Genomic DNA, 23860 nt, shown 5'->3' with positions numbered 1-23860 from the left:
GATTTACGCCTTGTAAATTTTTTAAAGTAAAAAAAAACAATTCATCTCATGGGAATTAAAAATAGATTGATCATAATGAGTTTTCTCCAGTTTTTTGTGTGGGGAGCTTGGTTGATTACAATTGCAAATTATTGGTTTGGTACAAAAAGTTGGGAAGGAACCCAGTTTGGATTGGTTTTTAGTACCATGGGGATAGCGTCATTGTTTATGCCAACCCTAACTGGTATTATGGCAGACCGATGGATCAATGCTGAAAAGTTGTATGGAGCGCTACATGTGTTGTATGCAGGAGTATTGTTTTACATTCCTCAAGTTACAACACCTGAAAATTTTATTTACATTATGCTTTTGGCTATGTGTTTTTATATGCCAACTATTGCATTGAGTAATTCAATTTCCTATAATGCGTTAAAATTAAACAATAAAGATGTCATCAAAAATTTTCCACCTATTAGAGTTTGGGGAACAGTTGGCTTTATTGCAGCTATGTGGATAACTAATTTAACAGGTAATAAAGCAACTGAATATCAATTTTATATTGCGGGATTGGCAGCTGTAGCACTTGGTTTGTATGCCTTTACATTGCCACCGTGTAAACCGCAACGATTGTCAAAAGAAAATGCTTCTTTGATGGAGACTTTAGGATTGGAGTCCTTTAAATTGTTTGCTGATTATAAAATGGCATTGTTCTTTGTTTTCTCCATGTTTTTAGGAGGAGCACTGCAATTAACAAATGCTTATGGAGATGTTTTCTTGGATGAGTTCAAGCATTTTCCTAAATACGCCGATTCATTTGTAGTAGAATATTCTACAATTATCATGTCGATTTCCCAAATTTCAGAGACCTTGTTTATTTTGGCAATTCCGTTTTTCTTGAAACGTTTTGGAATTAAGCAAGTCATGTTAATAAGTATGTTAGCGTGGGTATTACGTTTTGGGTTGTTTGCTTATGGAAACCCTACAAGCGGTTTATGGATGATTATTATGTCATGTATAGTGTACGGAATGGCGTTTGACTTCTTTAATATCTCGGGATCCTTATTTGTTGAAACGAATACAGATGCTAAAAACAGATCTTCAGCGCAAGGATTGTTTATGATGATGACCAATGGTTTTGGAGCTGTTTTGGGTAGTTTCACCTCAGGTTGGGCAATAGATAAATATTTCACAAAGTCATTTACTGGCACTACCGATTTAGCAGGTTTCTTGCAAACAGAGCCTACTAATGCTAAAATGACTGATTTTGTGACCAGTCAAGGTAAAAAAATAGGAGCAGACGGACTTTTCGATTCGGTTATATTGATGAAAGATTGGCATACCATCTGGCTTGCTTTTGCCATTTATGCGTTGATAATAGCAGTTGCATTTGCTGTTTTATTCAAGCACAAACACAATCCTTTGGATGTAGAGCAAATTAGTCATTAAAGAGAAACATAAAAATAGATTGAACCCGATAGCAACTGCATGATCGGGTTTTTTTTTGTTCTTGAAAGTACGAATTCTAGTAAAATAGCCCCGAGTGAAGCGGCATCCTTTTATAAGGCTTCTAGTTCGCCGCGACGAACTAGAAGCCTTATAAAAGATACAGCGAAAAGCGGGAACGGGCTTCTTGAAAAAGACTGTATCTTCTGCTCCTAATTATCAATTGATTATCTAGAGTTTAAAATTTTGGTAATCAAAATTAATGTATTACTTTTGCAGTCCTTAAGGTGAATTAGAGTTTCCTTTGGGGTTCAATCATTTATACAAACAACTTCTGCTGTTTTCGATCACATCATGAAACTCGAGAAAATACAGAATACAAATTTTTAATCAGCATGTCTGAACAAGTAAAATCACAAGAAGAGTTTTTAGCAAATTTTAACTGGCACAATTTCGAAGAAGGTATTGATGCTGTTGATGAAAAAAACTTATTAGAGTTTGAGGAATTAGTTTCTAAAACTTTTATTGCAACTGATCAAGAGGAAGTTGTAGAAGGAACAGTTGTAAGAATTACAGATAGAGACGTTATCGTTGATATCAACGCTAAATCTGAAGGTGTAATTTCATTGAATGAATTCCGTTACAACCCAGCATTAAAAGTAGGTGATACTGTTGAGGTATTAATTGACATCCGTGAGGATAAAACAGGTCAGTTAGTATTATCTCACCGTAAAGCACGTACTATCAAATCTTGGGATAGAGTTATTTCGGCTAACGAAACAGGTGAAATCGTTAATGGTTTTGTTAAATGCAGAACTAAAGGTGGTATGATCGTTGACGTTTTCGGAATTGAAGCGTTCTTACCAGGATCTCAAATTGATGTTAAGCCAATTAGAGATTACGATGTATACGTAAACAAAATGATGGAGTTCAAAGTTGTGAAAATTAACCACGAATTTAAAAACGTAGTTGTTTCTCACAAAGCGCTTATCGAAGCGGATATTGAAATCCAGAAAAAAGAAATTATCGGTCAATTACAAAAAGGACAAGTATTAGAAGGTGTTGTTAAAAACATTACTTCTTATGGTGTGTTTATTGACTTAGGTGGAGTTGATGGATTGATTCACATTACTGACCTTTCTTGGTCTAGAATCAACCACCCATCTGAAGTTCTTGAATTAGATCAAAAATTGAACGTTGTAATCCTTGATTTCGATGATGAGAAAACAAGAATTCAATTAGGATTGAAACAATTAAACGCTCACCCATGGGACGCTTTAAATGCTGATTTAAAAATTGGTGATAAAGTAAACGGTAAAGTAGTTGTAATCGCTGATTACGGTGCATTTATCGAAGTTGCTGAAGGTGTTGAAGGTTTAATCCACGTTTCTGAAATGTCTTGGTCTACGCACTTGCGTTCTGCTCAAGATTTCGTAAAAGTTGGTGATGTTGTTGAAGCTGTTATCTTAACTTTAGATAGAGATGACCGTAAAATGTCATTAGGTATCAAACAATTGTCTCAAGATCCTTGGACTGATATCACTGCTAAATACCCAGTAGGTTCTAAGCATACAGGTATTGTTAGAAACTTTACAAACTTTGGAATTTTCGTAGAACTTGAAGAAGGAATTGATGGGTTAATCTACATCTCTGACTTATCTTGGACTAAGAAAATCAAACACCCATCTGAATTCGTAAACGTTGGTGAAAAACTTGACGTTGTAGTATTAGAATTGGATGTTGACGGACGTAAATTATCTTTAGGTCACAAACAAACAACTGCTAATCCTTGGGATCAGTACGAAGATTCATTCGCTGTAGGAACTATCCACAATGGTGAAATTTCTGAGATTGTTGACAAAGGAGCTACTGTAGAATTCGGAGATGATATCGTTGCTTTCATTCCAACTCGTCACCTTGAAAAAGAAGACGGAAAGAAATTGAAAAAAGGCGATACTGCTGATTTCAAAGTAATCGAATTCAACAAAGAATTCAAAAGAGTAGTTGCCTCTCACACTGCTATCTTCCGTGAAGAAGAAGAGAAAAATGTGAAATCAGCTTCAGAAAACACATCATCTAACTCTTCTACAAATGCACCAGCTGCAACTTTAGGAGATAACAATGATATGTTAGCTGCATTGAAAGCTAAAATGGAAAAATCAGAGAAAAAATAATTCTCCGTTTTTTATAAATAGAAAGTCCCACAGCAATGTGGGACTTTTTTTGTAGTTCTAATTTATAGGAGCTTTTTCCTGCTATTCGCTTCAATCTTTTTTATAGGAAACAGCCCTTAAATGGCTGTATCCTATAAAAAAGGATTTACGCTGCTATCAGGGCTAGGGAGTTTTTTTGCAGTAGGTAAATTTTTAATTAATTTCAGCCTATTTTATATTTGATTCAACTTTAATTTACTCAGATATTTAGCAATTTACATTCGTGTAAATCTGTGTAATTCGTGTTTAATACATATAGCAATCCTGGATCATAGATTGACTTTCAACTTTTTTTAATTAGCTGCCAATAATTGAGATTCTTCTGGAGTAAACTCATTAACGATCGCGTAGCTATCAATTTTGGCAATAGCCATTTCATCTAAAATATCAACTAGATTTTTATAGTTGCATTTTTTACTTGGTTTTATGATTACAACTGGTCCTCTGTTAGGTTTACCTATTGCCGATGTGTACGCATGCACTTTAGAATTTATTACTGAAAGTTCGCTTCGAATACCTTCTTTACCATAGAGCGATACTTTTGGACCTTGCAGTGGTGCAAATAACAAACCATGATATGTTATGAGTTTATCATTATCATCGAGTAAAATTGTATAAGTTCGAATTTCATCTTGCATATTGCATATTGGTTCAGGACCACAACCATCTCTTTCTCCAGAATAATATTCGATCATTTTCGGCTTTGCCAAATCAATAGTGACCATGAAAAACACGATCAAAAGAAAAGACACACTAACCATAGCGGTTAAATCAACTCTAGACTCTAATTTTTTGCTTCTAATTTTTTCAGGTAGGTTTTTCATAGCTTAAAGTTTATATTCTAAGGTAGTAAAAATAGTTTACGGTTGTTAAAAAAGTGCTAATTTATTTATATGTTTATTTGTCAATATGTTGATATATAGATATTTATGATTTTAATTTACTTTTCTTTATTTTTTAAGTAAAACCATATTCATAAAAGGAGCGTAAATGACTTTATATAACTTAAACAATTAAATTTTATGAAAACTAGAAAAATTTTATCAGTTGCTTTTATGGCATTAGTATTTGGAGCAACCTCTTTTGCACAAAAAACAGTAATGGTTGGTGGAGCTGCCATGTATCCTTCAAAAAACATTGTTGAAAATGCTGTAAACTCAAAAGATCACACCACACTAGTTGCAGCAGTACAAGCAGCTGGACTAGTAGAAACATTACAAAGTAAAGGACCATTCACCGTTTTTGCCCCAACAAATGCAGCGTTTGATAAGTTGCCAGCAGGTACAGTTGATACTTTATTAAAACCAGAAAATTTAAAAACATTGCAAACTATCTTAACTTATCACGTAGTTGCAGGGAAAATGAATGCTGTAGATATTGCAAAAGCAATTAAAGCAGGAAATGGAAAAGCTATACTAAAAACAGTAAGTGGCGGAACATTAACAGCTTGGATGAAAGGTAAAGATCTTTACATTACAGATGAAAATGGTGGCCAATCAAAAGTAACGATTGCTGATGTTAACCAATCAAATGGTGTCATTCATGTTGTAGATACTGTTGTGTTACCTAAAAAATAAATGTAAGAATGAGGTTGATTTTTGGTTAGTTTTTGTAGCCCTACACTTTTTGTGTGGGGCTATTTTATTATAATCAATTTGTAACATCGTAAATACGGAAACTTTTCTTTACTTATTTTTCTTATAAATAAACGATTTTTAAATAAATGTTAAAAAAAAGTGTAGTTTTGTTTAAATTTTAATACTATGACTATAAAATCACCTTTTTTTTCGACTAAGGTTGTTTGTTTTGTTGTTTTTTCTTTCGCTTTTCTTTCGCATTCTGCTTACAGTCAATGTGAAGGAATTGCTGGTACTGATAACGTAGCGCTTGATATTTGTGATATAACAAACATTTCCAGTAGAAACATAGATCTTAAAACGCAACTTGGTTCGCATTCTGCTGGTGGTACGTGGAGAGATGAAGATAGATCAGGCGGTCTCAATAGAACCACAGGAATTTTAAATGCTCAATTAATTCGTCGTAGCGGAACATATCATTATTCTTATACCGTTACAACAAGTTCAGGATGCATTGATACTGCTATAGTTACGGTTAGAGTAGGAGGATATACAGGAGTTCCTGGTGCGAATACCTCTATTTGTAATACAGAATCTGCATATAATTTATTTGAAGCCTTTAATGGAGATTTTCTTCCTCCACAAATAGGCGGTACTTGGGTAGGAAATACCACTAGTCTTGGTTTGAACAATAATACTCTTAATACCATCAATCTAAATCCCGGTAGTACATATGAATACACCTATTCAATTCCTGCTATAGGTTCTTGTCCTGCTCCACCAGACGTAAAAATATTTGTAACCATATATCGTTCGCCTCGTGCTGGAACACCTGACGAAGTCAAATTATGTTCTAATGAGTTAAACTCTTATACTAACTATAATCTATTTGATGGTTTAGTAGGCGAGGATGCTGGAGGTGTATGGCGAGAAAGTGGCACTAACGAGTTAGATGATACTGATGATACAGACTCTGTTGTAAACATTCAAAATATATACAACACACGCGGACCCGGATTTTACCGTTTTACGTATACTGTTTTATCAGATAACAACGTGTGTGTAGACCAAACATCAGTATTGTTTATTACTTTAGAAAAACAGCTGGATTATACAGGTGCCACTTTGCAGGTAAATGCACCAATTTGTGAAAATGAGCGCGTTACAACAGATTTTTCGGCTTCGATAAGAAATGTAGTTGCTATTCCCAATGGAGTATATACGGTTACATATACCATTTCTGGTAATTCTACTGTTTTTTCGACAACGCAAAATTTTACCAATAACGTTTTTACTTTTCCTTTGCCATCTAGTAATTTTAATGCTGTTGGAAATTATACCATAACTATACTAAATATAGAAAGCGCAACCACTCTAGGAATTTGTACTAATATAATTCCTGCTATTGCCGCTAATATTGTAATAAACCCAATTCCACAAACAAATAATGCCTCCTTACTTATAAATTCTATTTGTCAATCAACAAATGCAGAAGTTACTTTATCAGGAATTAGTAATCTAACAGATGGGGATTATAGTATTGTGTATTCTTTATCTGGAAGTAATAGTCTTGCTAATCAAAGCATGAGCATTACGGTTCGTGCAGGAGTTGCATCATTCCAGATTCCTGCTTCGCAAATTCCTAATGTGGGAAATACTAATTTTATTATTAGCAGAATTACAAACTTGGCTACTAATTGTACCAATACCGCATCAATAGTTAGCTCGTTTTTGATAAAAGCGCTACCAGATGCGCGCAATTTATCAGTTGCTATTAGAGCGGTTTGTAAAGATCAGCCCATAGTTGTTGAACTTTCTGGATTAGGGAATTTAACCGCTATAACAATTAGTTACTCTTTGTCTGGTGCTAATACTAGCGGAGTTCAAATGGTTCCTTTGCTTGTAAATGCTGGTAGAGCCACTTATACCATTCCTAATTCATTATTAACTAATACTGGAACAACATTATTTAATTTACAATCTCTTACAGATTCAAATACGAGCTGTCTTGCTTTAATGAATACTATTAGCAAAGATTTTGTGATTAACGCCTTACCTAATACACCCATTACAAGCAATCAAGAATTTTGTAAAGTCCAAAATGCTACCGTAGCTAGTCTAGTACCTAATGGCCTTCAGTATAGATGGTTTAATTCGCTCACAAGTACAACTGCCTTACCTGCGGCAACGGTATTGCAATCAGCGAATTATTACGTAAAGGAGGTTAACGCAACTACAGGGTGTGAATCTGGTTTAGCTCTTGCTCAAGTTGTCATAAATGAATTGCAAACTCCTGTACTACTTCAAAATGGAGAAAAATTTTGTGGTTTAGATTTGCCTACTATTCAAAGTTTATCCAGTAATGTAACTTCAAATGGAACTGTGGTGTGGTATAATGCTGCTATAGGAGGAAATTTATTACCTAACACAGCATTACTGATAGATAATGGAATATATTATGGTTTTGATTCAATAAATACAAACAATTGTTTATCAACAACTCCTTTACAAGTTATAGTTTCGCTTACCAATTGTGATGCAACTCCTGAATTTTTTATTCCAGATGGATTTTCACCCAATGGTGATGGTGTAAATGATACTTTTTCTATTCCGGATATTGATTTTATCTATCCTAATTATGTATTAGAAATATTCAACAGATACGGAAGTCTCTTGTATACAGCTAATAAAAACAAGTCAAAATGGGATGGTACTTCATCAGACTCTAAAACAAGTAGCAACGGAAAAGCGCCTGAAGGAGTTTATTTTTATGTTATTCACTTCAATAAAGGAGGCATTTCCCCTAAACAAGGACGTCTTTATTTAAACAGATAACAATCTTTATTTTTTAAAAAATAAAACATGAAAAAGTTTATAATACTATCAAGTCTTTTCTTGATAATAACAAAATTAACGGCACAACAAGACCCTCAATATACCCAATATATGTATAATATGAGTGTTTTAAATCCTGCATATGCCACAGGTATAGAATCTAATTTGAATTTGGGTGCCTTATATAGATCCCAGTGGGTGGGTGCTGTGGGTGCACCAAAAACATTGACATTATTTGCACACATGCCTGTAAATGAAAAAATAGAAGTAGGGTTTTCATTAATATCAGATGATATAGGCGGCGGAGCAAAAAAAGAAAATAATTTTTTTGCAGATTTTGCTTATTTACTAGAGTTTAATAACAATCATAAAGTATCCTTTGGTGTAAAAGCTGGATTTACAAATTTGCAAACAAATTTTGATGGTTTTGTATTTGAAAGTGGTAATCCAGGAACAGATGATGCTTTTTCAGAAAACAGAAATGACATCATGCCAAATGTAGGTGTTGGTGCCTTCTATTTTACAGACAACTATTATGTAGGTTTATCTGCCCCAAATTTATTAGCAACAAAACAATTTGAAAATAGGTCAGGAACCAATTCATTTAGCAGAGAAAATACCCATGTTTTCCTAACAGCTGGATATGTATTTCAAGTATCTGAACAATTCAAATTTAAGCCAGCTGTTATGTCAAAATACGTTTCGGGTGCACCAATATCTCTTGATGTAACTGCAAATGTTTTGTACAATGAAAAGTTTGAGTTTGGAGCGGCATATCGTTTTGGAGATGCTATAAGTGCAATGACAAATGTGAAAGTAACACCGAGCATTCGTGTTGGATACGCCTATGATTACAATACTTCTAATTTAGGTCAATTTAACTCTGGAACACATGAAATTTTTGTATTGTTTAATTTAGATTTATCCAGCAGAGGATATGATAAATCACCACGATTTTTCTAAGACATAAATTATGAAAAAAATATACTTGCTACTATTGGTATTTTCTATCCAATTACTTCATGCACAAGACGACAATCTAAAAAGAGCTAACCAACTTTTTGAACGCACTTTTTACAATAAAGCAATTCCATTGTATAAATCAATAATACAAGATAATAATTCGCAAATTGTAATTCAAAACCTTGCTGACTGCTACTATTATACCAATGATTTTAATACTTCTCAGTATTACTACAAACTTTTAATTACAAATTTTGGAAATGAAGTTGGAGAAGAATATTATTTTAAATATTCACAAACTTTAAAAGCATCTGGAAAATATGATGAAGCTTATACTGTTTTACAAAAATATTATGCTTCCTTATCAGATAAAGATGTTTTGATAAAGTATCAAAAAGGCCTTCAAGTTCTTGAAAACGTTACTGCTATTGGGGATAGATACCAAATTAAAAATTTGAAAATAAATACACCCAATACGGATTTTGGAGGCTTTATTACAGGTAATTCTTTTGTATTTGCAGGTGTCAAATCTAAAATGGGTATGTTTGATAAACGTTTTAAATGGAATGGCGAATCTTATCTTGATTTGATGGCAATTCCGTTAAGCAATGTAAATGCAGTTGACTCAGTAGCCACTGGTTTTGACAACAAAATAAACACAGCTATGCATGAATCTAATGCAGTGTTTACAAAAGATGGCAAAACCATGTTTTTCACCAGAAATAATTATAAAAAAGGCAGACGCGGAAAAAATAAAGATAAAGTTTCCAATTTACAGTTGTTTAGAGCTTCATGGCATAACGGAAAATGGACAAATATCATTTCGTTACCTTTTAACAATGATAATTATTCAACAGAACATCCAGCATTAAGCATGGATGAAAAAACATTGTATTTTGCTTCGGATATGCCAGGAACATTGGGTTCATTTGATATTTTTTCAGTAGAAATTTACGGAGATACTTTTGGAGTACCTGTTAATCTTGGCAATACAATTAATACTGCTAGAAAAGAGCAATTTCCATTTGTTTCAAAAGACAACAAATTGTATTTTTCATCAAATGGACATGAAGGGTATGGTGCATTAGACGTATTTGTTTCGAATTTACAAAATGGAGTTCCTACGCAAGCTGAAAATGTTGGGTTACCCATAAACTCAGGATATGATGACTTTGCTTTTTTTATTAATTCCGATACAAAGGAGGGTTTTTTCTCTTCAAACCGCTCAGGAGGTAAAGGCAGTGATGATATTTATTCGTTCACAGAAGAGAAACCATTGATTATTGAAGATTGTAAGCAATATATAACTGGAATTATTACAGATATTGATACTAAATTACCATTAGATAATGTTTTGGTACAATTACAAAACGCTGATGGTGAAATAGTACAAAGTAGCATAACAACTACCGAAGGTAAATTAATTTTTGAAGTATTATGTAAATCCACCTATAAAATTACGGCAGAAAAAGACAATTATACTTCAGCATTCAAAACAATAGTAGTTAATGCTGAGCGCAAAAAAAATAATGATGCTTCCATGCAAATTAAATCAAATGAGGCAATTAAACGAGAGCAGCAACTTGTTTTAGAGGAAGAAGAGAGAAATAAGCTCACTGCTCTAGCTTTGCAACAAGAAAAAGAAAAAGTAGCTCAGGCTGAGAAAATTAAAAGCATTGCAATAACTGCAAAAAGAAATCAAGAATTAGCTGAAGCCAAAAAAATTGAAAAAGTTGCTACTATTTTAGCAAATGAAAAAGATGTTGTAAAAGACAAAGACCGCTTAATTATCAAGACCGATCCTATTTATTTTGATTATAATTTATGGTACATTAGAAAAGACTCAAAAACTATCTTGAATAAAGTTGTTGCTTTAATGAAAAAATATCCAGAAATGATCTTAGAAATAGGTTCCCACACGGATAATAGAGGAAATGAAAAATTTAATAAAGACTTATCTCAAAAAAGAGCACAGGCTACAAGAGATTACTTTTTAGAGCAAGGAATTTCACCCAAACAAATTTTTGCAAAAGGATATGGTGAATCAGTTCAAATTATAAAATGTATTCCTGAAGAGAGCTGTACCGAAGAAGAGCACGAGCTCAACAGAAGAAGTGAATTTGTGATTAAGAGTTTATAAAAAAAGTATACATATGAAAATGCCCCAAAAAGTGATTCGCTTTTTGGGGCATTTTTTATGAAATTTATTGTGTAAAAATAGAATTTTAAATAATAACGATTTTGTTTTTTATAGCATAAAGTACAAGACCAATTCTAGTTTTAATTTCAAGTTTTTCAAATAGGACTTCTCTATAACCATCGATTGTTTTTGGACTTAGACACATTTCATCTGCAATTTCCTTGTATGTTTTTTCGGTACAGGCTAGTTTTAGAAAAATGAGTTCTTTTTCTTTTAAAATAATTTTTTTACTATCACTATCAATTCGATTAATCAAAATAGATGAAACTAACTCAGTAAAATAATAGTCTTTTTCAATTACCGCAATAATTGCTTCTTGAAAAATTTTTGGACTAGTATCTTTTAGTAAATATCCTTTGGCGCCATTAGTAATCATTTTTATGATGGTTTCATCGTCATTGTTTACTGAGAGGGCTATAACGTTCAAGTTGGGTTGGTTTTCCTTTATCCATTTAATGGTGCTTAGTCCATCTAAAATGGGCATATTAACATCCAAAAGTACAAGATCAACAATGGTGTCAGGGTTTTCTTGAAGATGATTGATAAATTCTTTGCCATTCTCGAAGCTATTAACCACTTCAAAATCATCAAAACTATTTATTAAGAGTTTTAAGGATTGTGAAAAGAGTAGATGATCATCTACAATAATTATTTTATTGATAGTCTTCATGATTTGTGGTTAAAGGATAAATTAACTTAATTGAGGTGCCATTATTGTTAGAATGTATATCTACTGATGCTCCAATAAGTTGAGCTCTTAGTTTCATGTTGTTCAATCCAGAACCGGTAGATAATTCATTGGTATTGTATCCAATTCCGAAATCAGTTAAAGTTAATAGGAAATGATCTTTTGAAGTTTGAATTGTGATTTCAAAGGTTTCACTATGGGAATGTTTTAAACTATTGTGAATGGCTTCTTGAAAAATTCGGTAAATAAACAATTCATGTTCAAAATGTATTTGTGGTGAAATGCCATCCCAATTTAAAATACATTTGATTTTCTTTAATTTTTTAATTTTATCTAAGTCTATCTGTATAGCTTCAATGAAATTGCATTGCAAGGTATTTTCTTTATTAATTATTCGCGATAAAATTCTAATTTCATCCAGCGCGTTTGCAATGATATCTTTTAGATTATTAAGTTCTTTGGGTTTAACAATTTTATTTTCATCCTGCAGGAATAAGTTCAATTGCATTATGGCCACAGATAGTATTTGGCCAATATTATCATGAAGTTCTTTACTAATTTCGGATAAGGTTTGATCTTTTATTTCTATCCTTGTTTTTACTAGTTCAGATTGAAAGTAGTGCTTGGATTTCATTTGTTCAATTAAAAAAGAATTCTTTTTCTTTGAAAAATAAAAGAACAAAGTCAGTAGTATTACAATTAGTGTAAAGAAAATTATACTAAGTGAAATTATTAATAGTTGTATCTCTTTTCGCTCCATAAAAATCCGATGATAAAACAGCCGTTCATTAATAGATTCAATATAAAAAGCACTAAACTAAATATTGATTCATCATTTTTTATTAAAAACCATTTTATAGCCAACATAAAAGGTAAAAAAGGTACGTGAAAAAGCAAAATTCCAAGTATAAACCAAAAGTAAATTGATTTCTTGAAATTAAGTATTTTTTTAGAATTAAAAATTTCTATGAAATAGCAACATGATAGGAGTAATACAAAAACTACTCCAAGTGCAAAACTATTGGTGAATACGGTATCGTTATGATATTGAAAGTAATAAAGGTTACAAAAGTAAAATAAATAGAATATTATTAAGAAGCAAATTGCAATTCTTTTAAATTCTAATTTAAGAAAGAGCGCATACAGCAATACGATATAGGCACTGAAACTAGCTAACATATAAAAATTATAGACTGAAAAATTAATTAATCCAGTCCATAATGTAAAATATTTGCCTACAAATTCTGTCAAAAAAGAAAATACTATTATAAACAATATAAATTTAGCTTTATTATTAGGCAATTTATAATAGAATCGAAATCCTATTATGCTTGATAATAAAGCTAAATAAATTATATAAAATCTTAAATCTTCAAACATTTAATAAATATAAGGGATTGGAGGTGGATTACCAATAGAGCCATAGTTTAATGGTGCAATATTCAAGGAATCATCATTTTCTATAGATTTTTCCATTTTGGACACTTCTGTAGTTTTTTTAATTTTCTTTGTCCCTGTTGGAGCTAAAAAAATAGTTGTTAAACCGGCTTTTTCGGCATATGCTTTATCTTCAGGATATGCGCCAAAATGAAAGCGAATACCATCAATTTCACCTTTTTGCCTTTTTGCTTCAGCTTTTATGTAAGCAATATAATTTTCTAATTCCACAATAGAAAACCAAATCGCATTAGCATCTTCTTTTTTTATAGCTTCCTTGATCAAAGGATATCTGGTTTTATTATAATTTTCATTTAGCAATTTAGCAAATTCTTTAGTAATAAGTTGTTTTGGCTTAATTGGTTTTTGTTCCATAATGTTTTTTAGTTAAGGTTATATTATTAAAAGGTAACAGGACAAAAATATTTCAATTCAGCAGATACCACAAGGGGAAATATCCCCTTTTTTTTAGGGTATATCTAAAAATAAAATAGGGTGTCTTTACTCTTTTGTGAAAACTAGTTATGTCACAACTTTGTATCAATCCATTTGGTGCACAAAATGGAGAGGTGGAATCTGAAAAACCTTAATAAGAGAGTAAGAATTAAATTTTAATAATAATAGTTATGTCAAATTTAGTCGCAGAATTAAATAGTTTAGATTTTAGTGTTTACATCGGTGGACCATTACAAGCAGCTGTTCAAGCTCAAAATGCAGCCTCTATGGCACAAGTTAATTTTATACAATCAGTTGGTTTTGAAGATGGAGCTTCTGCTACTGATCCAAAAAAGTTACGTTATGTAGATTTCAACTACAAAAAATCTATTCCTAATCCAAATTATGATCCAGATCCTACAAAAGCATCCGTTCCAGGAAATACAAAATTTGATGATAAAGAGGTGGAAATTAGAGTTCCATTCTTAACGATGTTGTCTATTCCAAGTATCAGAATAGAAGAAATGACCATTGATTTCAATGCAAAGCTTACTTCTACAGAGACCAAAAGTGTTTCTAGTGAGTTTGTCGCAAGTGCTGAACTTGGTATTAATTACAAAATTGTCAATTTCAAAGCTTCTGCTTCGTACAAGAGGACTTCAGTTACGGGTTCAAATGTTGAGAAAACCTATAATCTAGGCGTACACGTTCGTGCTGTTAATGATGAATTACCAGCTGGATTAGATCGTATATTAACAATGCTAGAAGACAGTATAGCTAGTGTAAACGCGTAATAATATTAAAATAGATTGGCTGTCTTGTTGGGGTGGCCAATCTATTTAAAAAATAAGAAACTATGATAAAATTGAATGATTACCTAGGAAGTATTGTGGCTAGTTTTACCAATGCTAAAATAATGTCTGACCTTCAAACTGTAAAATTGGCCGAAGAATATGCAAAACATGATTATTTGAAACATTTTTCAATTCCAAGAATGCGTATTGATGATGTTGAAATGACAATTCCCATTGCTTTAGATGAAATTGAAAACATCTCAAAACCTCCAGTAATTGGTTTTGATAGTATCAAGATTAACACTTTAGTTTATAGTTTCCTATTAGAAAAATTTGGAGTCTTAAAAATTACAAAAGAACCTACTAAATTGCTACAAACGGAGACAGCCAGACAAGTAAGTATTTTGGAAAAACAAATTAAAATAACTAACAGTCATGATTCTATTTTGGGTTTTTCAAAAGAAATCGTAGTGTATTATTTAAAGATAATTGAAAAATATGCTTTGGTAAACAAGGAGGTATTAGCCAAAATGAACATTGATTTGATTGTTAGAGATTTAATAACAGTTTTAATGCGAGAAATTACAATTAGTAAAGAGGTGGAGGCTTTAGCTAATCTTAATATAGTTGTTGAAGCTAATAAATTAAGAGAACTTAAGTCTGAAAATTTAATCTTCATTAAATTAAAAATTTCTGAAAACGGAATGGAGTGGAGTAGATCTGAAAATGCTAAAGGAGAAATAGAATCAAAATTATTACCTGAATAAAGATGAGAAAATCAACATTAAACCTAGTTAGCGTTTTGAAAAATAACTTGTTAGAATTTCCAAAAATAACGAGAAGTCTTCAAACAAAAGATCCTTTGTTTATCGAAAAATTAACAGCTTGGATTGCTAAAAATGAAGAAATTTTAAGCACATATACTATCAGTGAAGTAGCTGAATTGTCCGGTTTACAAAGTAAATTATTGATTCCAAGGTTTTCTGATAATAAAAGTATCTCTTTAAAGAAAGCACAATTAAAAGCTGCCTCGGAGATATTAAATGATTTACAAAGCTTGATATTGACAGTTTTGAAACCCTTTGAATTAAAAGTTGAAGAGTGTAGAGAACTGGTAAAGCAAATCTTATTGATCATTAGCCAGGCAAAAGTTGTAAAGTATGATCCTGATTTGCCGTTTGAAAATTTTGTAGATGCTATCTGGAAATTTACGACGTCAAATGAACAATTACAAGCTGGAGCAATCAAATTGAAAACAATGTTGATTATGTCTGATATCCAAATGCTTATTGCCGAAGAAATAAACTTAGAAGATTATTGCTAAAAAGAAAACTGTAAATTATTTTTAGTGTTTCAAAATATTAAAAAAAGCGGTCGACTACAATTTAAAGCAACCGCTTTTTTAATTTCCACAATATGTATTATCTTAAAACGGCACCAACTTCTGTTTCAAAGTTCTTTTGCAACTTACTCATAATTTTATCGATTTGAGCATCAGTAAGTGTTTTTGCATTGTCTTGAATGGTAAAACTCAAGGCATATGATTTTTTGCCTTCGGGTAAGTTTTGACCTTCGTAAACATCAAATAGATCAATGTTTTTCAAAAGTCCTTTTTCAGTTTGTCTAGCCAAGTTGTATAAGCTTTCATAACTAACTGTTTGATCTAGCAATAAAGCTAAGTCTCTGCGTACCTCAGGATATTTTGGAATCTCTGTATATTTAATTTTAGTACTTATTTTTTTAAGGATTAAATCCCAATTAAAGTCTGCATAAAACACTTCTTGTTTGATTCCAAAATGTTTTAATATTACTTTTTTAACTACTCCTAATGAAACGATTGTGTCATTCCCAACAACTAGTGAAATTCCTTCAGCAAAAACATCTAGTTCAACTGGTTTAGTTTGTAATTTATCAATACCCAATCGAGATAAAATTCCTAAAACATATCCTTTAAACAAAAAGAAATCTGAAGTTTTTAGTGTTCCAGTCCAGTTTTCTTGGTTTCTATTACCAGTAAGTAATAAACTTAAATGTTTTTTTTCTTCATAACCAGCAAGGTAATTGTGGTAAGTTTTACCAAACTCAAATAATTTTAAATCAGCGTTTTTACGATTAATGTTATACGATACTGCTTCAAGTCCAGAGAATAGTAATGATTGTCTCATGGTTGATAAATCAGCACTCAAAGGATTTAACATGGTTACATTATTCGTAGGATTTAGTTGATCAGAAAGTGTAACGTAGTTTGCCGTTGTCAATGAGTTAGCCATCATTTCATGAAATCCTTGAGAGTTCAATTGAGAGGAAATAACATTTTGAATTTTATAATCTTCGTTTCTTGGAGCGTTGAAAACCGTAGCATTCAATTTATTCGAAAAAGCAATATTGTTATAACCGTAAACTCTTAAAAGTTCTTCAATAACATCAATTTCTCTTTGAACATCTACACGGTACGCAGGAATAGTCAATCCAAGTCCAGCATCCGATACACTATTTACCTTAATGTCTAATGAAACCAGTATTTTTTTAATAGTATCTTTTGGAATTTCCTGTCCAATTATTTTATTAACATTTTTAAAGTTCAGAAAAACATTAAAATCTTCAATTTTCTTTGGATAGACATTCACTACATCTGATGTAATTTCACCACCGGCAACTTCTTGAATTAATAATGCGGCACGCTTTAAGGCATATTCAGTGATGTTAGGGTCAATTCCTCTTTCAAATCTAAAAGAGGCATCGGTATTAAGTTGGTGTCTCTTCGCTGTTTTTCTAATACTTACAGGATTGAAATAGGCACTTTCCAAGAAAATAGTACTAGTACTTTCTGAAACTCCTGATTTTTTTCCGCCAAAAACACCAGCAATACAAAGTGGTCCTTTTTCATCACAAATCATTAAGTCTTCCTCATGCAATTCTCTTTCAACATCATCAAGAGTGGTAAATTTTGTCCCCGTCGCAAGAGTTTGAACGACTACTTTTCCGTTTATTTTAGCAGCATCAAAGGCATGAAGGGGCTGACCCAATTCGTGTAAAACGTAATTCGTAACATCAACAATGTTATTTTTTGGGTTTAACCCAATAGATTTTAATCTGTTTTGTAACCAAGCAGGAGAAGGTTTTACTTCAATACCAGAGATTGTAACGCCACAATATCTAGGTGCTAATTTTGGTTCTTTAACATCAATATCAATCTTTAAAGTTCTTTTATCTACTCTAAAATTACTAACTGAAGGTGTAATAAGCTCTACGCTAACTCCATTTTGTAAAAGTCCTGCTCTCAAATCTCTAGCTGTACCTAGATGGCTCATAGCATCAGCACGATTTGGTGTTAATCCTATTTCAAAAACTTCATCATTTTCTATTTTAAACACAGTTGCAGCGGCTGTTCCAGGTACCAATGAGTCGTCTAAGATCATAATTCCATCGTGGCTTTCACCAAGACCTAATTCGTCTTCTGCACAAATCATACCGTGGCTTTCTTGACCTCTAATTTTTCCTTTCTTGATCGTAAAAGCATTGCCCTCTTTATCATACAATTCAGTCCCAATAGTAGCAACAGGAACTTTTTGTCCTGCACCTACATTACTAACACCACAAACTACTTGTATTGGTGTGCCGGTTCCTATATCAACAGTTGTTATTTTCAGTCTGTCAGCATCTGGATGTTGTACACATGTTAATACATGACCTATAACTACTCCTTCTAATCCTCCTTTAATAGATTGGTACTTTTCAACCACTTCTACCTCAAGCCCTAAGTCTGTAAGCAATGCAGCTGTTTCTTCGGATTTCCAGTCTATTTTTATAAATTGTTTTAACCAGTTGTATGATATTTTCATTTGTATTTTTTAATGATATTGCTTTACAAGTCCCGTTTTCAAAGACGCGTACAAATATAAGGATTGCAGTTTGTAGTAAGAAACTATTTTTTTTGTTTTTTAAGTTATAATTGTATTCATTTTAAATTACTGATTTTTAAAACTTTTGAAAAAAAAATAAAATTATTTAATTCGTATAAAATTATATTTAAAAAAATGTATTTGAAAATTTTATGCTATAAATTGAATGAATTATGCTATTTAGTTTCTTAAAAGTTAAATATTTTTGGATAAACTAAAAAAAAGTATAAAATGAGTACATTACTTCAAAGACCTGAATTTAAGGCTAAATATGATAATTATATTGGAGGAAAATTTATTGCTCCTGTAAATGGGAACTACTTTGATGTTGTTTCACCTGTAGATGGTAAAGTGTATACACAAGCAGCACACTCCAGTAAAGAAGATTTAGAACTTGCTGTAGATCATGCATATAACGCCTTTCAAAATTGGGGTAAAACATCGGTTACAGAACGAAGTAATTTATTGAATAAAATAGCACAAGTTATTGAAGACAATCTTGAATATCTTGCTATTGTTGAAACTATTGATAACGGAAAAGCCATTCGTGAAACTATGGCAGCAGATTTACCTCTTGCCATAGATCATTTTCGTTATTTTGCAAGTGTAATTAGAGCTGAAGAAAGCACTATTACAGAGCTTGATTCTCAAACGGTTTCTATTGCACTAAGTGAACCTCTTGGAGTTATTGCACAAATTATCCCATGGAATTTCCCTATTCTTATGGCTGTTTGGAAACTCGCTCCTGCACTTGCCGCAGGAAATACTGTAGTTTTGAAACCAGCCGAAAGTACGCCAATTTCAATACTAATCCTTATGGAACTTATTGGTGATTTATTACCAGCTGGAGTTGTAAACATTGTAAACGGTTTTGGATCTGAATTAGGTCGTGCCTTGGTAACCAATAAAAAAGTATCAAAAGCAGCATTTACAGGGTCAACACCTACGGGAAGATTAGTCATGCAATATGCTACAGAAAATATTATACCAGTAACATTAGAACTAGGAGGGAAGTCACCTAATATTTTTATGAAGTCTGTGGCTGATGCCGATGATGATTTCTTTGACAAAGCTGTTGAAGGTGCCGTAATGTTTGCTTTAAATCAAGGTGAAATATGTACTTGTCCATCCAGATTATTGGTACATGAAGATATTTATGATCAATTTATAGCAAGAGTTATTGAGCGAACCAATGCTATAAAATTAGGTAACCCTCTTGATACAAACACTATGATGGGCGCACAAACTTCATTAGTTCAACAAGAGAAAATTATGGCTTACATTAGACTAGGTATTGAGGAAGGTGCCGTACTATTAGCAGGTGGCGAGGCAAATGAAATGGGTGATGATTTATCTGAAGGGTATTATATCAAGCCTACTTTATTTAAAGGACACAATAAAATGCGCATCTTTCAGGAAGAAATTTTTGGACCTGTACTTGCAATTACCACATTTAAGACTACCGAGGAGGCTATTGCCATCGCAAATGATACCATGTATGGTCTAGGTGCTGGTTTATGGACTCGCGATGCGCATGAAATTTATCAGGTTCCAAGGGCAATTCAAGCAGGTAGAGTTTGGATTAACCAATACCATTCTTATCCAGCTGGTGCGCCTTTTGGAGGCTACAAACAATCTGGAATTGGTAGAGAAAACCACAAAATGATGTTAGGTCACTACCGTCAAACTAAAAATATGCTTATTTCTTATGATAAAAAGAAGTTGGGTTTCTTTTAATAATTTAAATTTTTAATAAACCTCATTTCATTAACAAACCTGGCAGTTCTCTCTGTCAGGTTTTTAAATTAATATAATAAAGATGCAAAAAAGAATAGATGCCACAGAAAAAGCAATTGAATTAATTAAAATTTTAAAAGAAAAACACGGTGATTTGATGTTTTATCAAGCAGGAGGATGTTGCGAGGGTACACAGCCACAATGTTTTGAAAAAGGAGGTTTTTATCAAAGAATGGGGGATGTATGCATTGGTACGATTGAAAATACAGAATTTTGGGTGGATAAAGATTTATTCGAATATTGGAAACATGCCCACTTTACTTTAGATGTTATTGATGCTTTTGGTGTAGGTGGTTTTTCACTAGAAACTCCTATGAAAAAAACATTTAAAATTATATATCGACTCTTTACACCCGAGGAAACTGCTTCTTTAGAACCGGTATTTTATATCGAATGAATTAATTGACATACAACAATTGGTATTGTTTTGGGGTAATGCCTTCATGTTTTTTAAAGAGTCTTATAAAATAATTACAGTCTTCAAAACCGGATAGATAGCATATTTCGTTGATTTGCATACTCGGGTTTTTTAAAAGTTGTTTGGCACATTTTATCTTTTCGTTTATTATAAATTCAACGGGTGTCATGCCTAATTCTCTTTTGAAAAAACGATAAAAAGACGTTGTACTCATACACGCTTTTTCGCTAAGTAGCTTCATGCTAAATTTCTCCTTTAAATTTTGTCTTATAAATTCAATAACAGGATTCATAGGATTATTAGTCTGTGAAAACGAGCCTTCACTAACTGCTGTTGCTGTTTGAGTTTGTATAATCCTAATTAATAATTCTTGCAAAGTTAGGTCGGCAAGTGCATCTTTGGTTATAGAGACACTCATACATTCTTTGATCAGTTTGTTGATTGTTGTGGCTAATTCAATATTGTTGTAAAAAAAATAATTTTGGTAATTCAATTGCCAGAATTGATTATCACCTTCTTTAGGATACCTTTCGTTTAAAAAATGTAAAGTATCTGTTATTTTTTTTGGGTCTATGGCCAATGCTAAACATTGGGTAGGGTTGTTTTTTGAAGCTTCTGGAAAATCAATTTTCATAGCCACATTTGATGGAATAACAACAGTTTCGCCTGGTAAATACACAAAACCTGGATCATCAAAAAGGTGCATTACTTTTTTACCTCTCAACATGCTAGTAACTACAAAATCATTAAATTGTAATGGTACTGAAGTTGATGTTTCATAGGTTTCAAAAATATTTAATTCACAGTGATTTAGTGAGTAAACAGTTCTGTTTTCTACTAATGTTTTTAAAGATTTTTCACTTGTTAATAGTGGCGGTTGTATTAAAGCTCGATTCGTATTCATATCCTTAAATTTGTTAAAAAACAGAATCTAAATTTACAAAATTAAATAGCTAGTAATTGAAACTTTAACACAATTTAAATAAGTTCTTCTATATGCTTCTTGATGTTGGCAGCAATTTTTGGAGTGGGTAAATCATTCTCATCAGTACCAAAAGGATCCTCTATTTCCTCTGCTATTAATTCAAGACTAGCTAGTACATAAAAGATAAAAATTACAACTGGTACCACATAATAACCTAAACTAAAAGAGTATCCAAAAGGTAAAGTCATTACATAAAAGAATATGAATTTTTTCAAGAAAGCGCTGTAGGAATAAGGAATAGGCGTGTTTTTAATTCTCTCACAAGCGCCACATATTTCTGTAAATGATTTTACTTCTTCGTTTAATACGATCAATTGATCTCCAGAAATTACATTTCTTTTATAAAGCTCATTTATTTTTTGAAATAATAATTTAGCAACCTGATTCGGTTTGTGTTTTTCATGGTCTATTTCAAATATTGCATCATCAAACAATTCTTTACTAGTTTCTATATCCTTTAGATGCTCATCAAGAACAGTTGCGTACATGGGAATCCATTTTTTAAAGTATTCTAGATCCTCTTTATCATTAAGCATTACCGAAAGTTTAATGGCAAAATTACGGCTATTATTCACGAGTGAGCCCCATAATTTTCTTCCTTCCCACCATCTATCATAGGCTGTATTAGTTCTAAAAACAAGTAAAAGTGAAATTACAAAACCAAGCATACCGTGCATAATGGTGATGTTCTTTACATAACTGTTGTCACTAAGTTTAAAATATTCAACTTCTAGATATCCAATAAAGCCAGAATAGATACCAATAGCAATCATTACTGGAAACAGTGTCCTAAACGTATCTGCTTTGTGAAATCTAAAAATAAATGTAAACCAATCTTTGGTATTGTATGAAATCATAATGCTACTTAAATTTTTTTAGAACACCAAATTCCCAGCCAATTCTCTAAGTGCTATTTCTGAGAGTTTTCCTTGAAATTGAGCATTGTTATAACGCACTTTTGCATTCACATAATTGAGCTGTGCGGTTCTAAACTCCAAGGTTGTTATCGTTCCTATTCTAAATTTGTCAAGGGTAATATTTAAATTTTGCTTGGCTATAGCCTCGTTGTTCTCTTCTAGTGTGATCAACTCTAAATTAGTTAAATACGTTTGGTAAGTAGTCGCTAATTGGGAGTTGAGAATCAGATTTTGTTGATCAATATTCAATTTGGCATTTTCAACAAGTAATGAGGCTACTTTTTCGTTTCTTCTTTGATTGAATCCATCAAAAATATTTACTGATGCTGTGAAGCCATAATTAAAACCTCGGGACTGTGCTTGAGCCACAAACCCTAAACTAGATTGACTTTCAGAAAAATTATAGGCACTATTCACTCGTATGGTAGGATACCGACCTGCTTTTACTTGTTTTAGTTCCAATTCGGCTACTCTTTTATTGATTATTTGAGCTTCTAATTGCGGGTTTTGCTTTTCTGCCAGTGCCTTTAGTTCAGCTAGTTGTAACAATTTATCGACATCTAATTTATCAATAACTGTAAAGTTTGTTGTAACATCTCTTGCTAAAAGTTGGTTCAAAGCAATTTTACCATTAGCATATAATTCTTTCTGACGCAACAAAGCTACTTGATCAGTGTTTAAGTCTACTTGGGCATTCAAAACCTCAAGCTTTGATGCTTTACCAATTGTGAATCTGTTTTGAGCGAGTTGCAATCGTTGATTTGAGATGACAATTGTAGTGTCAAGTGCAGCAAGTTGTTGTTGTTGCTGCACTAAGTCATAGTAAGCCGCATTTACATCGCTAATTCTAGTAATGATGGCAAGTTTAAGTTGCGCTTCTCCTAGTTTTTGTAACTCTTTTAACTGATCTCTTCTAGCAAACATGCGCATTCCGTCAAAAATGGTCCAATCTAATCCTACGCCGTAGGTTAAACTGTTGTTTTTCGCATTATCAAGTTCGTTTTTGGTTCCGTCCTGTCTGGTTTGTGAACTATTTTGTATGCTATTATTATCAACAACATTTGCTGACAGAGTTGGTAGCATGCCAGCATTTCCTAAACTTACATTTGTTTTTTGAATTAAGGAATTGTTGGATGCAATTTTAATTTCATAATTGTTTTCTAATGCAATTTTTAATGCATTTTCAAGTGTGAGAACTTCTTGAGCCTCAACTTTTGGTATAAAAAATAACAGTAAAATAAAACTGTACAACAGTATTTTAGTATGTTTCATAGGTA

Annotated in this window: 19 protein-coding genes; 11 read left to right on the top strand and 8 right to left on the bottom strand. The window is 32.3% G+C overall.

Annotation, left to right across the window (positions count from 1 at the left end; all coding sequences use genetic code 11):
- Window positions 1-48: 48 nt before the first annotated feature.
- Window positions 49-1425 carry a nucleoside permease gene (locus IQ05_RS06150; RefSeq protein WP_144891074.1) on the top strand — a complete coding sequence of 459 codons (1377 nt, stop codon included), beginning with the start codon at window positions 49-51 and terminating at the stop codon, window positions 1423-1425.
- A 392-nt stretch (window positions 1426-1817) separates the two neighbouring features.
- Window positions 1818-3596: a 30S ribosomal protein S1 gene (gene rpsA, locus IQ05_RS06145; RefSeq protein ID WP_144891072.1), complete on the top strand. Its 1779-nt coding sequence runs from the start codon at window positions 1818-1820 to the stop codon at window positions 3594-3596.
- A gap of 332 nt (window positions 3597-3928) precedes the next feature.
- Here rpsA and IQ05_RS06140 read toward each other — a convergent pair whose 3' ends face one another.
- On the bottom strand, window positions 3929-4459 hold the full coding sequence (locus tag IQ05_RS06140; RefSeq protein WP_144891071.1) for an ExbD/TolR family protein: 531 nt from the start codon (window positions 4457-4459) through the stop codon (window positions 3929-3931).
- Window positions 4460-4657: 198 nt separating this feature from the next.
- On the opposite strand from IQ05_RS06140, the gene IQ05_RS06135 reads away from it, so the two are divergent.
- The 4 genes from IQ05_RS06135 (at window position 4658) to IQ05_RS06120 (ending at window position 11150) form a co-directional block, all read left to right on the top strand.
- Window positions 4658-5212, top strand: coding sequence for a fasciclin domain-containing protein (locus tag IQ05_RS06135; RefSeq protein WP_144891069.1), 555 nt, complete (start codon window positions 4658-4660; stop codon window positions 5210-5212).
- 186 nt (window positions 5213-5398) lie between these two features.
- On the top strand, window positions 5399-8047 hold the full coding sequence (locus IQ05_RS06130; RefSeq protein ID WP_144891067.1) for a gliding motility-associated C-terminal domain-containing protein: 2649 nt from the start codon (window positions 5399-5401) through the stop codon (window positions 8045-8047).
- 27 nt (window positions 8048-8074) lie between these two features.
- The gene (locus IQ05_RS06125; protein ID WP_144891065.1) at window positions 8075-9010 is read left to right on the top strand and encodes a PorP/SprF family type IX secretion system membrane protein; all 936 of its coding nucleotides are present in this window, start codon (window positions 8075-8077) and stop codon (window positions 9008-9010) included.
- Between the two features lie 10 nt (window positions 9011-9020).
- A complete protein-coding gene (locus tag IQ05_RS06120; protein ID WP_144891063.1) occupies window positions 9021-11150 on the top strand; it encodes an OmpA family protein in 2130 nt (709 codons plus the stop codon).
- Window positions 11151-11235: 85 nt separating this feature from the next.
- Here the strand turns inward: IQ05_RS06120 and IQ05_RS06115 are convergent, their stop codons facing one another.
- The 3 genes from IQ05_RS06115 to IQ05_RS06100 all read right to left on the bottom strand — a co-directional run bounded on the left by IQ05_RS06115 (window position 11236) and on the right by IQ05_RS06100 (window position 13710).
- Window positions 11236-11880, bottom strand: a complete 645-nt coding sequence (locus IQ05_RS06115) for a response regulator transcription factor (protein WP_144891060.1) — start codon at window positions 11878-11880, stop codon at window positions 11236-11238.
- Complete coding sequence (locus IQ05_RS06110; RefSeq protein WP_244289532.1) at window positions 11864-12532, bottom strand: sensor histidine kinase; 669 nt, start codon at window positions 12530-12532, stop codon at window positions 11864-11866. The genes IQ05_RS06115 and IQ05_RS06110 overlap by 17 nt, the downstream gene beginning before the upstream one ends.
- Before the next feature lie 746 nt (window positions 12533-13278).
- The gene (locus tag IQ05_RS06100; RefSeq protein ID WP_144891054.1) at window positions 13279-13710 is read right to left on the bottom strand and encodes a hypothetical protein; all 432 of its coding nucleotides are present in this window, start codon (window positions 13708-13710) and stop codon (window positions 13279-13281) included.
- A gap of 251 nt (window positions 13711-13961) precedes the next feature.
- On the opposite strand from IQ05_RS06100, the gene IQ05_RS06095 reads away from it, so the two are divergent.
- The 3 genes from IQ05_RS06095 (at window position 13962) to IQ05_RS06085 (ending at window position 15888) form a co-directional block, all read left to right on the top strand.
- The gene (locus tag IQ05_RS06095) at window positions 13962-14564 is read left to right on the top strand and encodes a DUF2589 domain-containing protein (protein ID WP_144891052.1); all 603 of its coding nucleotides are present in this window, start codon (window positions 13962-13964) and stop codon (window positions 14562-14564) included.
- A gap of 62 nt (window positions 14565-14626) precedes the next feature.
- Window positions 14627-15331, top strand: a complete 705-nt coding sequence (locus IQ05_RS06090; protein WP_144891050.1) for a hypothetical protein — start codon at window positions 14627-14629, stop codon at window positions 15329-15331.
- Between the two features lie 2 nt (window positions 15332-15333).
- A complete protein-coding gene (locus IQ05_RS06085; protein ID WP_144891048.1) occupies window positions 15334-15888 on the top strand; it encodes a hypothetical protein in 555 nt (184 codons plus the stop codon).
- 97 nt (window positions 15889-15985) lie between these two features.
- Here IQ05_RS06085 and pheT read toward each other — a convergent pair whose 3' ends face one another.
- Window positions 15986-18406, bottom strand: a complete 2421-nt coding sequence (gene pheT / locus IQ05_RS06080; protein ID WP_144891046.1) for a phenylalanine--tRNA ligase subunit beta — start codon at window positions 18404-18406, stop codon at window positions 15986-15988.
- 291 nt (window positions 18407-18697) lie between these two features.
- On the opposite strand from pheT, the gene IQ05_RS06075 reads away from it, so the two are divergent.
- Entirely contained in the window at window positions 18698-20203 is a 1506-nt protein-coding gene (locus tag IQ05_RS06075; protein WP_144891044.1) for an aldehyde dehydrogenase family protein, read from the top strand.
- Between the two features lie 82 nt (window positions 20204-20285).
- Window positions 20286-20660 carry a DUF779 domain-containing protein gene (locus tag IQ05_RS06070; protein WP_144891042.1) on the top strand — a complete coding sequence of 125 codons (375 nt, stop codon included), beginning with the start codon at window positions 20286-20288 and terminating at the stop codon, window positions 20658-20660.
- A gap of 1 nt (window position 20661) precedes the next feature.
- Here IQ05_RS06070 and IQ05_RS06065 read toward each other — a convergent pair whose 3' ends face one another.
- The 3 genes from IQ05_RS06065 to IQ05_RS06055 form a co-directional block, all read right to left on the bottom strand.
- Window positions 20662-21585: an AraC family transcriptional regulator gene (locus tag IQ05_RS06065; RefSeq protein ID WP_144891040.1), complete on the bottom strand. Its 924-nt coding sequence runs from the start codon at window positions 21583-21585 to the stop codon at window positions 20662-20664.
- Window positions 21586-21659: 74 nt separating this feature from the next.
- Window positions 21660-22523: a bestrophin family protein gene (locus IQ05_RS06060; protein ID WP_144891038.1), complete on the bottom strand. Its 864-nt coding sequence runs from the start codon at window positions 22521-22523 to the stop codon at window positions 21660-21662.
- An 18-nt stretch (window positions 22524-22541) separates the two neighbouring features.
- Window positions 22542-23855, bottom strand: a complete 1314-nt coding sequence (locus tag IQ05_RS06055) for a TolC family protein (RefSeq protein ID WP_144891036.1) — start codon at window positions 23853-23855, stop codon at window positions 22542-22544.
- Window positions 23856-23860: the final 5 nt, after the last annotated feature.

Source organism: Flavobacterium tiangeerense, from assembly GCF_007830355.1.
Lineage (GTDB): Bacteria > Bacteroidota > Bacteroidia > Flavobacteriales > Flavobacteriaceae > Flavobacterium > Flavobacterium tiangeerense.
Note: the sequence above shows the minus strand (reverse complement) of the source record. Positions and strands in the feature narration are given on the sequence as shown.

Excerpts from the sequence above, each read along its gene's own strand:
- pheT (WP_144891046.1), bottom strand. The coding sequence starts at position 18,406 with ATGAAAATATCATACAACTGGTTAAAACAATTTATAAAAATAGACTGG.
- IQ05_RS06095 (WP_144891052.1), top strand. The coding sequence starts at position 13,962 with ATGTCAAATTTAGTCGCAGAATTAAATAGTTTAGATTTTAGTGTTTAC.
- IQ05_RS06065 (WP_144891040.1), bottom strand. The coding sequence starts at position 21,585 with ATGAATACGAATCGAGCTTTAATACAACCGCCACTATTAACAAGTGAA.
- rpsA (WP_144891072.1), top strand. The coding sequence starts at position 1,818 with ATGTCTGAACAAGTAAAATCACAAGAAGAGTTTTTAGCAAATTTTAAC.
- IQ05_RS06115 (WP_144891060.1), bottom strand. The coding sequence starts at position 11,880 with ATGAAGACTATCAATAAAATAATTATTGTAGATGATCATCTACTCTTT.
- IQ05_RS06075 (WP_144891044.1), top strand. The coding sequence starts at position 18,698 with ATGAGTACATTACTTCAAAGACCTGAATTTAAGGCTAAATATGATAAT.
- IQ05_RS06060 (WP_144891038.1), bottom strand. The coding sequence starts at position 22,523 with ATGATTTCATACAATACCAAAGATTGGTTTACATTTATTTTTAGATTT.
- IQ05_RS06120 (WP_144891063.1), top strand. The coding sequence starts at position 9,021 with ATGAAAAAAATATACTTGCTACTATTGGTATTTTCTATCCAATTACTT.
- IQ05_RS06055 (WP_144891036.1), bottom strand. The coding sequence starts at position 23,855 with ATGAAACATACTAAAATACTGTTGTACAGTTTTATTTTACTGTTATTT.
- IQ05_RS06070 (WP_144891042.1), top strand. The coding sequence starts at position 20,286 with ATGCAAAAAAGAATAGATGCCACAGAAAAAGCAATTGAATTAATTAAA.
- IQ05_RS06140 (WP_144891071.1), bottom strand. The coding sequence starts at position 4,459 with ATGAAAAACCTACCTGAAAAAATTAGAAGCAAAAAATTAGAGTCTAGA.
- IQ05_RS06110 (WP_244289532.1), bottom strand. The coding sequence starts at position 12,532 with ATGAAATCCAAGCACTACTTTCAATCTGAACTAGTAAAAACAAGGATA.
- IQ05_RS06130 (WP_144891067.1), top strand. The coding sequence starts at position 5,399 with ATGACTATAAAATCACCTTTTTTTTCGACTAAGGTTGTTTGTTTTGTT.
- IQ05_RS06135 (WP_144891069.1), top strand. The coding sequence starts at position 4,658 with ATGAAAACTAGAAAAATTTTATCAGTTGCTTTTATGGCATTAGTATTT.
- IQ05_RS06125 (WP_144891065.1), top strand. The coding sequence starts at position 8,075 with ATGAAAAAGTTTATAATACTATCAAGTCTTTTCTTGATAATAACAAAA.
- IQ05_RS06090 (WP_144891050.1), top strand. The coding sequence starts at position 14,627 with ATGATAAAATTGAATGATTACCTAGGAAGTATTGTGGCTAGTTTTACC.
- IQ05_RS06100 (WP_144891054.1), bottom strand. The coding sequence starts at position 13,710 with ATGGAACAAAAACCAATTAAGCCAAAACAACTTATTACTAAAGAATTT.
- IQ05_RS06150 (WP_144891074.1), top strand. The coding sequence starts at position 49 with ATGGGAATTAAAAATAGATTGATCATAATGAGTTTTCTCCAGTTTTTT.
- IQ05_RS06085 (WP_144891048.1), top strand. The coding sequence starts at position 15,334 with ATGAGAAAATCAACATTAAACCTAGTTAGCGTTTTGAAAAATAACTTG.